The sequence below is a fragment of the Quatrionicoccus australiensis genome (assembly GCF_020510425.1).
In the GTDB taxonomy this organism is placed as follows: domain Bacteria; phylum Pseudomonadota; class Gammaproteobacteria; order Burkholderiales; family Rhodocyclaceae; genus Azonexus; species Azonexus australiensis_A.
The window spans coordinates 2,591,862-2,605,364 of sequence record NZ_JAHBAH010000001.1; the positions used below are offsets into that span (position 1 = coordinate 2,591,862).

At 62.5% G+C, this 13,503-nt stretch carries 13 protein-coding genes; 5 read left to right on the forward strand and 8 right to left on the reverse strand.

The genetic code is table 11. The features are described from left to right. Window positions 1-25 precede the first annotated feature (25 nt). On the forward strand, window positions 26-1,000 hold the full coding sequence (locus KIG99_RS12475) for a bile acid:sodium symporter family protein (protein WP_226460449.1): 975 nt from the start codon (window positions 26-28) through the stop codon (window positions 998-1,000). 1,271 nt (window positions 1,001-2,271) lie between these two features. Here KIG99_RS12475 and KIG99_RS12480 read toward each other — a convergent pair. Further along, window positions 2,272-3,474 carry an ammonium transporter gene (locus KIG99_RS12480; RefSeq protein WP_226460450.1) on the reverse strand — a complete coding sequence of 401 codons (1,203 nt, stop codon included), beginning with the start codon at window positions 3,472-3,474 and terminating at the stop codon, window positions 2,272-2,274. A gap of 158 nt (window positions 3,475-3,632) precedes the next feature. Next, entirely contained in the window at window positions 3,633-4,883 is a 1,251-nt protein-coding gene (mltA, locus tag KIG99_RS12485) for a murein transglycosylase A (protein WP_226460451.1), read from the reverse strand. A 45-nt stretch (window positions 4,884-4,928) separates the two neighbouring features. Here mltA and KIG99_RS12490 point away from each other — a divergent pair, with 45 nt between their 5' ends. Together KIG99_RS12490 and KIG99_RS12495 are read left to right on the forward strand one after the other, a co-directional pair. Continuing rightward, window positions 4,929-5,813 (forward strand): ATP-binding protein, encoded by an 885-nt coding sequence (locus tag KIG99_RS12490; protein WP_226460452.1) that lies wholly within the window; start codon window positions 4,929-4,931, stop codon window positions 5,811-5,813. Continuing rightward, window positions 5,810-6,754, forward strand: a complete 945-nt coding sequence (locus KIG99_RS12495) for a Nudix family hydrolase (RefSeq protein ID WP_226460453.1) — start codon at window positions 5,810-5,812, stop codon at window positions 6,752-6,754. The genes KIG99_RS12490 and KIG99_RS12495 overlap by 4 nt, the downstream gene beginning before the upstream one ends. A gap of 18 nt (window positions 6,755-6,772) precedes the next feature. Here KIG99_RS12495 and KIG99_RS12500 read toward each other — a convergent pair whose 3' ends face one another. From KIG99_RS12500 to KIG99_RS12520, 5 genes are read right to left on the reverse strand one after another with little or no spacing between them, the layout of a single operon-like run. Then, entirely contained in the window at window positions 6,773-6,970 is a 198-nt protein-coding gene (locus KIG99_RS12500) for a DNA gyrase inhibitor YacG (protein WP_226460454.1), read from the reverse strand. Then, on the reverse strand, window positions 6,970-7,728 hold the full coding sequence (zapD, locus tag KIG99_RS12505) for a cell division protein ZapD (protein ID WP_226460455.1): 759 nt from the start codon (window positions 7,726-7,728) through the stop codon (window positions 6,970-6,972). Before zapD ends, KIG99_RS12500 begins: the two co-directional genes overlap by 1 nt. Before the next feature lie 59 nt (window positions 7,729-7,787). Beyond that, window positions 7,788-8,411, reverse strand: a complete 624-nt coding sequence (gene coaE / locus KIG99_RS12510) for a dephospho-CoA kinase (protein ID WP_226460456.1) — start codon at window positions 8,409-8,411, stop codon at window positions 7,788-7,790. Further along, window positions 8,408-9,085 (reverse strand): SPOR domain-containing protein, encoded by a 678-nt coding sequence (locus KIG99_RS12515; RefSeq protein ID WP_226460457.1) that lies wholly within the window; start codon window positions 9,083-9,085, stop codon window positions 8,408-8,410. The genes coaE and KIG99_RS12515 overlap by 4 nt, the downstream gene beginning before the upstream one ends. A 3-nt stretch (window positions 9,086-9,088) precedes the next feature. Further along, window positions 9,089-10,453 (reverse strand): TrpB-like pyridoxal phosphate-dependent enzyme, encoded by a 1,365-nt coding sequence (locus KIG99_RS12520; protein WP_226460458.1) that lies wholly within the window; start codon window positions 10,451-10,453, stop codon window positions 9,089-9,091. A 171-nt stretch (window positions 10,454-10,624) separates the two neighbouring features. Between KIG99_RS12520 and KIG99_RS12525 the strand changes: the two genes are divergently transcribed. Continuing rightward, window positions 10,625-11,167: a DOMON-like domain-containing protein gene (locus KIG99_RS12525; RefSeq protein WP_226460459.1), complete on the forward strand. Its 543-nt coding sequence runs from the start codon at window positions 10,625-10,627 to the stop codon at window positions 11,165-11,167. A gap of 2 nt (window positions 11,168-11,169) precedes the next feature. Further along, complete coding sequence (locus tag KIG99_RS12530) at window positions 11,170-12,384, forward strand: exo-beta-N-acetylmuramidase NamZ family protein (RefSeq protein WP_226460460.1); 1,215 nt, start codon at window positions 11,170-11,172, stop codon at window positions 12,382-12,384. Between the two features lie 158 nt (window positions 12,385-12,542). Here the strand turns inward: KIG99_RS12530 and KIG99_RS12535 are convergent, their stop codons facing one another. After that, complete coding sequence (locus KIG99_RS12535; protein ID WP_226460461.1) at window positions 12,543-13,352, reverse strand: M48 family metalloprotease; 810 nt, start codon at window positions 13,350-13,352, stop codon at window positions 12,543-12,545. Window positions 13,353-13,503 lie beyond the last annotated feature (151 nt).

Sequence of the window (13,503 nt, forward strand, 5' to 3'; positions counted from 1 at the left end):
TCGAACCCCAACAAGGTCATTCAACATGAAATTCAAATTCGACTGGTTTCTCAAAGGCATGCTGGTCGCCGTCGCCCTTGCCTTCATCTGGCCGGCGCCCGGCGCCAAGGGCGGCTTCCTGCATCCGGAACTGCTCAACAAGATCGGTATCGCCCTGGTCTTCTTCCTCAACGGCCTGGGCCTCTCGCTGGCCTCGCTCAAGGATGGTGCCTTGCGCTGGAAGGTGCATCTGCTGATCCAGGCCAGCACCTTCCTCGTCTTCCCCGTCCTCGGCTGGCTGCTGCTCAAGGCTTCCGGCGGCTGGATGGCGGCCGACCTGCAGACAGGCTTCTTTTACCTGTGCGCGCTGCCGTCTACCGTTTCCTCATCGGTCGCGCTGACCGTGGCGGCACGCGGCAACGTGCCGGTTGCCGTTTTCAACGCCACCCTGTCGAGCCTGCTCGGCGTCGTCCTGACGCCGTTCTGGATGGCCTGGATACTTGGCAGCGGCGGGAGCGGCTTCGACGTCTGGCCGGTCATCATCGACCTGCTGCTCTGGCTGGTGCTGCCGCTGGTGCTCGGTCAGCTCTCGCGTCCGGCACTCGCTACCTGGGCCAGCCACAATAAAGGCCGTATCCAGATCGTCGACCGGCTGACCATCCTGACCCTGGTCTACACCTCCTTTGCCGATACGGTGAAGGAGGGCGTCTGGTCCAACTACGGCCCGCTCATCCTGCTCGAAACCATCGTCGGCAGTACGCTCCTGTTCGCGATCGTCCTTGCCCTGACCCGCCTGCTCGGTCGCCTGCTCGGCCTGCCGATCGAAGACCGGATCGCGGCCGTCTTCTGCGGTTCGAAAAAAACGCTGGCCTCCGGCGTGCCTATGGCCCATCTCATCTTCGGCGCCAATCCGGCGCTCGGCCTGATCCTGATGCCGATCATGATCTACCACCCCCTGCAACTGGCGGTCGGCGGCGTGCTGGCACAGCGCTGGGCTGGGCGGGAGTCGCCGGTGTCCTAGTTGTCCGGCCGGCGATCAACAAAAAGCCCCGCACTTTGGCGGGGCTTTTTCAATTCGGTCCGACTGACTTGGTTTATTGCGATCATTCGGATTGTCGGGCGTATTGATAGGTGATCTGTGACGTAGAAGTATGGTCTGTAGGGGGTGGTATTCGGCCGTAGTAGACGTTGAAGTACTGATCCGACTAGGACGGGAATGTATTGGGAAGCTGCCATTCGCCAATGAGCAACCGTTATCGCTAGCTTGGGAACAAAAAGTTCCACCATTAAACTACACCCGCTCGAGTCACATTCAGAAAGGTTGATGAAATTGTTGCCTATCTAAGACAAACCATCCAGTTACTTACGTGTTGGATGATAGATTATTTCATTTTTCAGAGCATCAAACAAACAAAATAAATGAGAAAAACACGGAGCCATAAAATAAATGCAGTAATAAATATAGAGAGGTATAGGTACAAACCATCGGATAACTACACTCATTCTCGTGATCCGTGAAGTATTTGGTGAGGTTCTTGGGAGGTCTTCCTGCAGCATTCAAGAATCTGGGAAATCGACTCCTAACGACCAGAATCAAGATAGCCACAGGAATCAATCCGACAAACGAAAAAAACAAAAAATATTGCTTGGCATCTATGATTTCTACTGCAATTGATGCGTCAAATATTTTTGATAGAAAAACATTTAGCAAATAGAAAAATCCAGGGAACAAAAACACTAAAGAAGTCGGTGCTAATTTTAGCCACCATAACCATTTTTCAAGAGTCATTTGCTTTGTCTATGGCGGAGCCATTAAAAAGAATTTAATTCAACTCGCCGAGGGAAAATGTCTAACACGACTTTTCGTTAAGTTGGCACATCAGTCGATCAATAACGGAGGCGCCTTCGTAGTAAGTGACTGGATGGCTTGTCTTAGATAGACAACAATTTCATCAACCTTTCTGAAGTTGAATCGGGCGGGTGTAGTTTAATGGTTTCCAACCAAATAACGAGGGTTCTATTACTTTCACCCGCTCCACTTGCCCAGCCACCGATCAACGTTCAGTGACATCTATTCTGTCATTCCCAAGCTAGTGATAGCGGTTGAACATTGGCGAATGGCAGCTTCCCGACCACATCCCCGCCCTAGTCGGATCGGCGCTTCAACGTCAGCTTTGGCCGAATTCCGGAAGTTCAAAAAGAGAGGCCCGGCAATTGCTGGGCCTCTCTTATATCAATTGTCCGACAGACTTTATTCTCGCCCGACAGACTTTATTATTTCCGATCAGCGTTTTACCAGTTCGGTTCGCGCTCCGGCGTTGCCGTGATCTTGTGGATGCTGAGGTCGGCGCCGTCGTATTCTTCTTCCTGGTCGAGGCGGATGCCGAACAGGCGCTTCAGGGTGCCGTACACCAGCGTGCCGCCGACCAGGGCGACGCAGATGGCCATCGCGGTCATGATCAGTTGCGGCATGAAGGCGATGCCGCCGGCGCCGCCCAAGGCCTTGCTGCCGAAGATGCCGGCGGCGATGCCGCCCCAGGCGCCGCACAGGCCGTGCAGCGGCCAGACGCCGAGCACGTCGTCGATCTTCCAGCGGTTCTGGGTCAGCGTGAACATGATCACGAACAGGGCGCCGGCAATGCCGCCGACGGCCAGGGCACCGATCGGGTGCATGATGTCGGAGCCGGCACAGACGGCAACCAGGCCAGCGAGCGGGCCGTTATGCACGAAGCCGGGGTCGTTCTTGCCGAGCACCATGGCGACCAGCGTGCCGCCGACCATGGCCATCAGCGAGTTGAGGGCGACCAGGCCGGAGATCTTGTCGAGCGTCTGCGCACTCATGACGTTGAAGCCAAACCAGCCGACGGTCAGGATCCAGGCGCCGAGCGCGAGGAAGGGAATCGATGACGGCGGGTGGGCCGAGATGCGGCCATCCTTGCTGTAGCGGCCGTAGCGTGGGCCGAGCAGGAGCACGGCGGGCAGGGCGATCCAGCCGCCCATGGCATGCACTACGACGGAGCCGGCAAAGTCGTGGAACTCTTCGCCAAAGGTCGCTTTCAGCCAGGCCTGGATGCCGAAGGCCTGGTTCCAGGCGATGCCTTCGAAGAAGGGATAGACGAAGCCGACGAGCAGGAAGGTGGCGGCCAGTTGCGGATGGAACTTGGCGCGCTCGGCGATGCCGCCCGAGATGATGGCCGGGATGGCGGCGGCGAAGGTGAGCAGGAAGAAGAACTTGGTCAGTTCGAAGCCGTTTTTTTCCATCAGCGTTTCGACGCCGGTGAAGAAATGCGTGCCGTAGGCGATGCCGTAGCCGATGAAGAAATAGGCGATGGTCGAGATGCCGAAGTCGGTCAGGATCTTGACCAGGGCATTGACCTGGTTTTTCTTGCGGACAGTGCCGACTTCGAGAAAGGCAAAGCCGGCATGCATGGCCAGCACCATGATGGCGCCGAGCAGGATGAACAGCACGTTGCTGCTTGATTGATACGCTTCCATGAAACCCCCAATTCAAAAGACCGGCTGAGGAAAGCAAGCACCATTCCAGTGCGCGCTTTCCTTTTCAAATCAGTGCGTTATTTTTCTGTGTTTGATGAAATAAGCACCCATATGGTGCGTGTTTTAACTAATGTGCAATCGATTGGTGCGTGCTTGCCTTATTTGAGTGCAGCCTCGGGCGGCAGCAGCAACCAGATGCGTCCGGACTGTTTCATGCGTCCGGCCTGTTCGCCGGCTTCCTTGCCGAAGCCCCAAAAAAAGTCGGCGCGCACCGCACCCTTGATCGCGCCGCCGGTGTCTTGCGCCATCACCAGGCGGTTCAGCGGCTGCGCCGAATTGGGGCGGGTGGTGGCGAGGAAGGCCGGCGCGCCGAGCGGCACCGAGCGCGGGTCGATGGCGATGCTGCGCTCGGGTGTCAGTGGCACGCCGAGGGCACCGACCGGGCCGTCCTTGCTGTTCGCGACTTCGCGGAAGAAGACGTAGCTCGGGTTGCTGTTGAGCAGGTCGTTGAGGCGGGCCGGATTGGCGCGCGCCCAGTTCTGGATGCCCTGCATCGAGGCTTCTTCGAGCTTCAGTTCGCCACGCTCGACCAACACCCTGCCGATCGACTGGTAGGGGTGGCCGTTCTGGTCGGCGTAGTTGAGGCGGACCTGGCTGCCGTCCTGGAGCTGGACGCGGCCGGAGCCCTGGACCTGCAGGAAGAAGAGCTCGACCGCATCGTCAACGTAGAGCAGGGTGCGGCCGGGCAGGCGGTCGCCACGCGCGCTGATTTCAGCGCGCGACCAGTAGGGCACGACCTTGTTGCCTTCGAGGCGGCCGCGCACACGCTTGTCCTTGAGTTCGGGGAAGACGGCGGAGAGATCGATGGTCAGCAGGTCGTCGGGTACGCCGCGCACCGGTTGCTCGAAGCCGCGTGTCGCCTGCCGGCTGCCGCGCAGCAACGGCTCGTAATAGCCGGTGACCAGGCCATTCGGGTTCGCGTCGGCGGCGAGGATGGCGTAGGGGCGCAGGTGGTTTTCGAAGAACTGGCGGGCGTCCTTGCTGCTCAGGCTGGGGCCGGCGGCTTTGGCCAGGTCGCAGACGCGCTTCCAGGCCGGGCCGTGCGGTTTGCTCGCCATGCCGCGGCAGGATTGCAGGAAGGCGGGCCAGGCGGCAGCGTGGTCGTCATCGGCCCAGCCTGGTAGCTCGTTCCAGGTGCCGGCTTGCAGGCTGCGCGAGAAAGCGGCGGGGGCGGTTGGCGCCGGGGCGGGGGCCGGTGCGGCGACGGTAACGGCGGGCGGGCAGCTCGGACAGGCGGCGCAGGGCGCGCAGGCGGCTGGTGCTTCACTGAACGGAATGCTGCTGCAGCCGGCGAGCAGGGCGGCCGCGAGTACGGTCAGGGAGAGAAATGCAGCTTGGAGTTTTGGCATGGCTTTCGTTAGAGTTCGCAATTCGCCGCGAAGTATAAAACGATCATGCCCAACACTCCTCCGCTTGAACGCCTGCTTGCCCGGGCCGAAGCCGTCCTCGCCCGTTTCGAGGCGACCCTGCCGCCGCTTTCGCCGCTGCCCGACTGGAACGCCGCCGTTGCTTTCCGCTGGCGCAAGCGCGACGGGCGCGGCTGGCTGCAGCCGGTGCCGCATCCGCACCCGATCCGCCTCGCCGATCTCGAGAATGTCGACGACCAGAAGGCGCGCATCACGCTCAATACGCAGCAGTTCGTCGCCGGCCATGGCGCCAACAACGTCCTGCTGACCGGTGCCCGCGGTTGCGGCAAGTCGTCGCTGGTCAAGGCGGTGCTCAACGAGTTCAGCGCCCAGGGCCTGCGCCTGATCGAGGTGGACAAGGACGATCTGGTCGATCTGCTCGATATTGTCGATGTGTTGGACGGTCGGCCGGAAAAATTCATCATTTTCTGCGATGACCTCTCCTTCGAAGCCGGCGAAACCGCCTACAAGGCGCTGAAGACGGTGCTCGACGGCTCGATCGCGGCGCCGCCCGACAATGTGTTGATCTACGCGACCTCGAACCGGCGTCACCTGTTGCCGGAGTATTTTTCCGAGAACCTGGAGACGACGCGGGTCAATGAGGAAATCCATCCCGGCGAGGCGACCGAGGAAAAAATCTCGCTGTCCGAGCGCTTCGGTCTGTGGATTTCGTTTTACCCGTTCAGCCAGGACGATTACCTGGCCATCGTTTATCACTGGCTGCGCGAGTTCGGCGTCAGCGAGGCGGTGATTGCTGCCTGCGAGCGCGATGCGCTGAACTGGGCGCTCGGTCGCGGCTCGCGTTCCGGTCGTGTCGCCTGGCAGTTCGCGCGCGATCTGGCCGGCCAGCAGGCGGGGACGGCTGCGCGATGAGCAAGATCGTCCAGGTTGCGGCTGCCGTCATGCTGCGCGCCGACGGGCGCGAGTTCCTGCTGGCGCAGCGGCCGGAAGGCAAAGTCTATGCAGGCTACTGGGAGTTTCCCGGCGGCAAGGTCGAGCCGGGTGAAAATTATCGTCAGGCGCTGATCCGCGAATTGCAGGAAGAGCTCGGCATCACGGTGACCGAGTGTTCGCCCTGGCTGACGCGCGAATTCACCTATCCGCATGCCACGGTGCGCCTGGAATTCTGGCGTGTCACGGCGTGGACCGGTGAGATCGGCATTACCGCGCCGCTGGAGCATTCAGCGGTCGACTGGCTGGAAATGGGCAAAACGCCGCATGTCGCGCCCATCCTGCCGGCCAATGGCCCGATCCTGAAGGGCCTGGCCTTGCCGACCAGCATGGCGATCACGCAGGGCGAAGTGGAAGGTGTCGAGCGCCAGCTGGAGCGCCTCGAAGAAGCCCTGGCCGGTGGCCTGCGCCTGATCCAGATGCGTGACAAGGGCTGGCCGGCGGCGCAGCGCCTGTGGTTTGCCGAAAGCGTCGTGCGTCTGGCGCGTGAGCATGGCGCGCTGGTCGTCATCAACGATAGCGAGGAGATTGCGCGCATGGTCGGGGCGGATGGTGTGCATCTGTCGGCAGCCAGTTTGGCCAAATGTGCCGTGCGGCCCGATTTTGCCTGGGTCGGCGCTTCCTGCCACACGGCCGGGGAAATCCGCCGGGCCGGCGAACTGGCGCTGGATTACGCGTTGTTCGGCCCGGTTTTGCCGACGCAGACGCATCCGGAGGCGAACGGGCTGGGCTGGGACGGGTTTGCCGCCCAGCTGGCTGGCAACACGCTGCCGGTTTTTGCGTTGGGTGGGATGCAAAAGGCAATGTTGGGCGAAGCGCAGGCGCATGGTGCGCACGGCATCGCCATGCTGCGCGGCTGGTAGTTGCCGGGAGCGACCCGGTCAGCCGCGGTCGTCGTCGGGAACGGTCAGAGCGGGGTCTTCGGGATCGACCGCAACCGGAATCCGGTAGCTTTCGCTGGCCCAGGCGCCGAGATCAATCTGCTTGCAGCGTTCGGAACAGAACGGGCGCCACCGATTTTCCGGGGCCCACAGCGCATCCTGGCCGCATTGCGGGCAGCGGACTTTGCGTGCTGTCATCAGAGATTGCAGAAGGTGAGTTTGAAGCTGACGTCGCGGTCGCAGCCCTTGGCCTTGATTTCCCCGGTCGGCGGCTTGGTGAAGCGGATGTTCAGGAAGTACTTGTTGGCGCTGACTTCCGGGATCGCCTGTTCTTCCGTTTCCAGCGTGACGCGCACCATCTGTGCAGCCGAGCCGCCGAGGTTGAGCTGGAACTGGCCATGCACGGCGGCATGCTGTTTCGGGCTACCGCTCGAGCGCAGCAGGCGCAGCACGATGGCGGCGGCGTCGCGCAGCGGCAACAGTGGCTTGGTCCAGCCGTCGAGCGATTCGCGGCGGGCATCCGGGCTGCGGTGCAGCCACCAGTGATAGGACGGCAGGTCGAATTCGCAGACGCCACCGGGAATCACGGCGCGGCTCTTGATACCCATCAACCAGTCGTTTTCACGCAGGTACTGGCCGATCTTGCCGGTCATGCTGAGCAGCGCGGCGGATGACTGTTCGATTTCGTAGAGGGCGCCGGACAGCGCTTCTTCGGAAATGTCGGGGTTGTTGCGGTAGGCGAGCAGCGTCTGGCGCTGGCGTTCGAGTTCCTGGATCAGGTCCATCTTGAGGTCGGCGCGGCCGGCCACTTCAAGAATTTCGAACAGGGTGACGAGGGCTGTGTGGTGCTCCAGCTGGCCATCGGCCTGAGCGAAATGGGCGGTTTTTTCGAACAGATCCTCAAGGCGCAGCAGGGTGCGGATGCGCTCGTTGAAAGGATATTCGTAAGTAATCACGCGACCTTGGGTCCGAAGATGGAAAATTGTCCTAATTCTGAGCTATTTGCAGGCAAATCTCAACAGTTTGCTTTAGCTATTTCTGCCGATAGTCGTAGATACTTTGCGTGCAGGCGGGAAACCTGTTGCTGCAGGTTGATTAGGTCGGCGTCGTTGTGCACGACATCGTCCGCCACGCGCAGGCGTTCGACCCGTGTTGCCTGGGCGGCCATGATCGCGGTGACCTCGGCTTCACTGAGGCCATTGCGGCTCATTACCCGGTGTACCTGCAGGCTTTCCGGGCAATCGACAACGACAATCCGCTGGCAGCGCTCGCGATAGCTGTTGCTCTCGACGAGCAGCGGCACGGCGAGAATCACGTAGGGGGCGTTGGCCGCAGCGCAGCGCTCGCTCGAAATCTGGCGGATCAGCGGATGCAGGATGTCTTCCAGCTGCTTGCGTGCCGTGGTGTCGGAAAAGATCAGCTGGCGCATCGCATTGCGGTCGAGCGCGCCGCTGGCATCCGCCACGCTCGGGCCGAAGGCAGCGAGCAGCAGCGGCATTGCGGCGCCGCCCGGTCCGGTCAGCTCGTGCGCGATGGCGTCGGTGTCGACCAGCGCTGCCCCGGCGGCGACAAAGAGATCGCTTACCGTGCTCTTGCCGCTGCCGATGCCGCCAGTCAGGCCGACGATGAAGTCGCTCACTTGCAGTCCTCGGGCGGCGGCTTGAGCTTGCTGGCAGCGATCAGGGCGTCGCGTTCTGCGAGCGGGCCGCTGGCTTCGACGCGGACAGTGCTGTCCTTGCCCGGGCGCGGTCCAGAGCGGGCCGATTTGACGCCCTTGCCCTTCAACTCGGTCAACCTTTCCTGGGCGCCCTTTTCCGCCGAGAAGACGCCGAGCGAGATGCCGTACTGGCTGGGGCCGCTTTCCTGGATGATGAAATAGTCCTCGACGCCCAGCTGGCGCAGTTCGCCGGCCTTCTTTTCCGCATCCGCCTTGCTCGGCAGGGGCGGAATGAAGACCCACCAGCCATTGCCTTCGCCGGCGATGGTTTTCTTGCTGCTCTTGAATGCGGTGAATTTCTCGCCGATCAGTGTGCTCAGGCGATCGGCGGCAGCCGGTGCGAGGTTGTCCCAGCGCAGGCAGGTCTTCTCGATCACCGGTTCCGGCTTGGTTTCCGGTTCCGGCGCCGGGGCGGCCGGTGCTTCGGCTACTTTGACCGGCGGTGCTTCGCCGCGCGAGACCAGGTGCATCTTGTCGGGCGCGACCTGCTGGTCGATGCGGGCCGCGTCCGGGTTGTCGGAGTGACCGAAGTAGCCGCTGCTGAAGGCGTAGAAAAGCAGGTTGGCGAGAACGAGCAGGAAGACGAGGGCTTTCACGGCTTAACCGACCTGGGGCAAGTGCTTGAGCGATTCGGTAATGGCGGCTTCCGGGTAAGAGTAATCCTCGAGCTGGCCGGAGAAGTACTTGTCGTAGGACGCCATGTCGAAGTGGCCGTGGCCGGTCAGGCAGAACAGGATGGTCTTGGCCTCGCCGGTTGCCTTGCAGCGCAGGGCTTCGTCGATCGCGGCGCGGATCGCGTGGCAGGATTCCGGCGCCGGGATGATGCCTTCGGCACGTGCGAACTGGACGCCGGCCTCGAAGGTGGCGACCTGCGGCACGGCGATGGCTTCGAGCTTGCCTTCATGCAGCAGTTGCGAAACCAGCGGCGAATCACCGTGATAGCGCAGGCCGCCGGCGTGGATGCCGGGCGGCATGAAGTCGTGGCCGAGCGTGTACATCTTCATGATCGGCGTGTAGCCGGACACGTCACCGTAGTCGTAGGCGTAGTGGCCCTTGGTCAGCGTCGGGCAGGAGGTCGGCTCGACCGCGACGCAGCGCAGGTTGGTGGCACGCTTGTCGCCGGCCGCTTTGTCGGCGAGGAAGGGGAAGGCGATGCCGCCGAAGCTGGAACCGCCACCACACGGCCCGAAGATCACATCCGGGTAGAGGCCGATCTTGTCGAACTGCTTCTTGGCTTCGAGGCCGATCACCGTCTGGTGCAGCAGCACATGGTTGAGCACCGAACCCAGCGTGTAGCAGGTGCCGGGATCGGCGGCAGCTTCCTCGACCGCTTCCGAGATGGCCAGGCCGAGCGAGCCCTGGTTGTTCGGGTCAGCGGCGAGCGCGGCGCGGCCGGCGTTGGTCAGGTTGGTCGGGCTGGCGAAGACTTCGGCGCCCCAGGTCTGCATCATCGAGCGGCGGAAGGGCTTTTGCTGGTAGCTGACATTGACCATGAAAACGCGCACCGGCAGGCCGAACATCTGGCCGGCGTAGGCGATGGACGAACCCCACTGGCCGGCGCCGGTCTCGGTGGTCAGCTTCTTGGTGCCGGCCAGCTTGTTGAAGTAGGCCTGCGGCACAGCGGAGTTCGGCTTGTGCGAGCCGGCCGGCGAGCCGCCTTCGTACTTGAAGAAAATCTTGGCCGGCGTGCCGAGGGCGCGTTCCAGGCCGAGCGCGCGGCAGAGCGGGGCGGGGCGCCATTGTGCATAGATCTGGCGGACTTCCTCGGGGATCGCGATCCAGCGCTCGGCGGACATTTCCTGTTCGAGGATGGGGGCGGGAAAAATCGCGCCCATCGCTTCCGGCGGCACCGGCTGGCCGTCCGGACCGAGCGGCGGCGCCGGCGGGTTGGGCATGTCGGCGACAACGTTGTACCAGTGGGTGGGGATCTCTTCTTGTTCGAGATTGATCCGCAGCGGCGTCATATTTTTCTCTCCCTGATGCGATTCGGCAAAGGCGGTAAATTACCCCAAAAGCCAGGTCGGACCAAGGCCGGCGCGGGCATTTTGTGCCTTTTTGCCCGGTCGACCGCTGCCCGGCGCGAAGACTGCGGGTAAAGTACGGCCTGCGCCATTTCTTCGTCCGAAACCCTCGCCTTGTCTGCCCAGAATACTCATTCCCTGCTCTGCCATCCGGCCAGTCCGTGTGCCGGCATTTTCGCTGTCGAAGTAACGGCGAACCTTGGTGCCCAAGGGGATTTGGCGCTGTGCTATCGCTTGCGTGCGGCGCCGAACGCGCTTCGCCTGCCGGTGCCACGGCCGCCCGCCTTTGCCGACGGTTTGTGGCAGCACACCTGCTGCGAGTTGTTCGTGGCGGTCGACGCGAAAAAATACCGCGAATTCAATTTCTCGCCCTCCGGGGAATGGGCGGTTTATGACTTTGCCGGCTACCGCGAGCGTATTGAATCCGCCATTCCGGTGGCGCCGCAGATCAGCCTGGCACAAGCGAGCGATGCGGTCGAACTGCGCGTGCTGATTCCGGCTGCCCTGTTGCCGGGCGGTGCGGTGCTGCAGGTCGGCCTGACGGCCGTGCTCGAAGCGGCCGACGGCAGCAAGACTTACTGGGCGCTGGCGCATGCCGCCGCGCAACCCGATTTTCATTTGCGGCAGAGCTTCGCGCTGACCCTGAAAGCCTCTTGATCATGACTGTTTCTATCCTCTTCGGTATCGACCGCCTGCTCGCCGAGCCGGAACTGCGCCGGCCGCTCGCTGGCCGCCGTGTCGCGCTGCTTGCGCATCCGGCTTCGGTAACTGCCGAGCTGACGCATTCGCTCGACGCGCTGGCTGCGCTGCCCGACATCAAGTTGAGTGCCGCCTTCGGGCCGCAGCACGGCTTGCGCGGCGACAAGCAGGACAACATGGTCGAGTCGCCCGACTTTCTCGACCCGCAGCTCGGCATCCCGGTCTTCAGTCTGTACGGCGAAGTGCGCCGGCCGAGCGACGCGATGATGGAAACCTTCGACGTGCTGCTGGTCGACCTGCAGGATCTCGGCTGCCGCATCTACACCTTCATCACCACCTTGCGCTACGTGCTCGAAGCCGCCGCCAAGCATGGCAAGACGGTCTGGGTGCTCGATCGGCCGAACCCGGCCGGCCGTCCGGTCGAAGGCCTGAGCCTGCGCGCCGGCTGGGAAAGCTTCGTCGGTGCCGGCCCGATGCCGATGCGGCACGGCCTGACCATGGGCGAACTCGGCCTGTGGTTCATCGACTTGCTCAACCTCGATGTCGATTACAAAGTTATCGAAATGCAGGGCTGGCAGCCGGAAGCAGCGCCCGGTTACGGCTGGCCGCTCGGCGAGCGGACCTGGATCAACCCGAGCCCGAATGCGCCCAACCTGTGGATGGCGCGCGCCTACGCCGGCACCGTCATGCTCGAAGGCGCGACGCTCTCCGAAGGGCGCGGCACGACGCGTCCGCTCGAACTGTTCGGCGCGCCCGACATCGATGCCCGCGCCGTACTCGCCGAAATGCGTGCCTTCGCGCCGCACTGGCTGGCCGGCTGCACGCTGCGCGAGATCTGGTTCGAGCCGACCTTCCACAAGCACGCCGGCAAGCTGTGCAACGGCATCCAGATCCATGTCGAGGATGCCCGCTACGAACACGCCGCCTTCCGCCCCTGGCGCCTGCAGGCGCTCGCCTTCAAGGCGATCCGCCGGCTGTATCCCGATTACCCGCTGTGGCGCGACTTTGCCTACGAATACGAGCACGATCGTCTGGCGATCGACCTGATCAACGGCTCGCCCTTGCTGCGCGAGTGGGTGGATGATCCGGCGAGTGCCGCGGACGATCTGGAGCATCTGGCCCTGGCTGACGAAACAGCCTGGCACGAGGTGCGGCGGCCTTTCCTGCGTTACTGACTGGTGGTTTAGCTGGAACCTCGACAATTAAATAGTCATTGCGACGCTCGCTAGCTGCCCTTCGGTTATTGCCGAACGCAAGCGCGTTCAAATAACTTCAATCGGGTTATGGCGAAAAACCGGGGCAAGCCCCGGTTTTTCACGTTTGCGACGTCGATTTATTTCTTTGCTGCAGCAGTCGGCTTGGCGGCGAGGCGTTCGCGCATGCGCTGGGCGCGTTCGCTGGACGGCGGATGCGAGCTGAACATGCTGCTGTTGTTGCCGAGCTTGGCCAGTTTCTCGAAGGCGGTGACGAGGCCGTCGCGTTTGAGCTTGGCCGTGGTCAGCAGGTCGAAGGAGTAATCGTCGGCGGCGCTTTCCTGGATCTGCGAGAACTGCGCGTTGACCAGTTTCTCGGTCAGTTCGCCGAGTTGCGAGGTGCTCAGTGCGGCAACCGTCTGGTTGCCCGAGGCGGCGGCGAGCTGGCGGGCGGCCGAGGCGGTGTAGGCGGTCTGCATGGCGGCCTTGGCGTGGCCGAGGGCGACGTGGCCGATCTCGTGGCCGATCACGCCGCGCACTTCGTCGTCGTTCATCAGCGTCAGCAGGCCGCTATAGACGCGCACGCAGCCGTTGTTCATGGCCCAGGCATTGACGTCCTTGGTCACGTATACCTTGTAGTTGATGGCCGTGCCGTTCACTTCGCCCGGCATGCCCTTGACGATTTTGGCCAGGCGCAGGGCTTCCTTGCTCTTCGGGGCGGCGACCTTGGCTTCGGCGTCGAGCGCGGCACAGGACTTGTCGGACAGTTCCTTGACTTCGGCGTCGCTCAGCGTGGCAGCCTTGAAGGCGGCGCTGGCCAGGCCGGTCGTCTTGTCCGAGTTCATGACCGTGTTGGCGTTGCCGTTGCAGGCGGCGACAAGAATGACGATGCTGGCGGTGCTGACGGCCGCTTTCAAGCTGGCGGCGTTGAATTGATATGGTTTATGCATGGCCTTACCCTGTTCCGGAGTTGGAGAAGCCCCTCGGGAGAGCAATTCGGGGGGCGAAGAAGGCCGGGACTATGCGCTTTGGATGCGGATCGGTCAAGCAAATGGCATTTTTTCAGCGCTCCGCAGGTCGTGGCGCCGGTTCGGGCGAGCC

What these genes read in the sequence shown, in the direction of transcription:
- KIG99_RS12480 (WP_226460450.1), bottom strand. Translation starts at nt 3,474, where the DNA reads ATGGAAGCGTATCAATCAAGCAGCAACGTGCTGTTCATCCTGCTCGGC.
- KIG99_RS12500 (WP_226460454.1), bottom strand. Translation starts at nt 6,970, where the DNA reads ATGACAGCACGCAAAGTCCGCTGCCCGCAATGCGGCCAGGATGCGCTG.
- KIG99_RS12475 (WP_226460449.1), top strand. Translation starts at nt 26, where the DNA reads ATGAAATTCAAATTCGACTGGTTTCTCAAAGGCATGCTGGTCGCCGTC.
- KIG99_RS12490 (WP_226460452.1), top strand. Translation starts at nt 4,929, where the DNA reads ATGCCCAACACTCCTCCGCTTGAACGCCTGCTTGCCCGGGCCGAAGCC.
- mltA (WP_226460451.1), bottom strand. Translation starts at nt 4,883, where the DNA reads ATGCCAAAACTCCAAGCTGCATTTCTCTCCCTGACCGTACTCGCGGCC.
- KIG99_RS12530 (WP_226460460.1), top strand. Translation starts at nt 11,170, where the DNA reads ATGACTGTTTCTATCCTCTTCGGTATCGACCGCCTGCTCGCCGAGCCG.
- KIG99_RS12495 (WP_226460453.1), top strand. Translation starts at nt 5,810, where the DNA reads ATGAGCAAGATCGTCCAGGTTGCGGCTGCCGTCATGCTGCGCGCCGAC.
- KIG99_RS12520 (WP_226460458.1), bottom strand. Translation starts at nt 10,453, where the DNA reads ATGACGCCGCTGCGGATCAATCTCGAACAAGAAGAGATCCCCACCCAC.
- KIG99_RS12535 (WP_226460461.1), bottom strand. Translation starts at nt 13,352, where the DNA reads ATGCATAAACCATATCAATTCAACGCCGCCAGCTTGAAAGCGGCCGTC.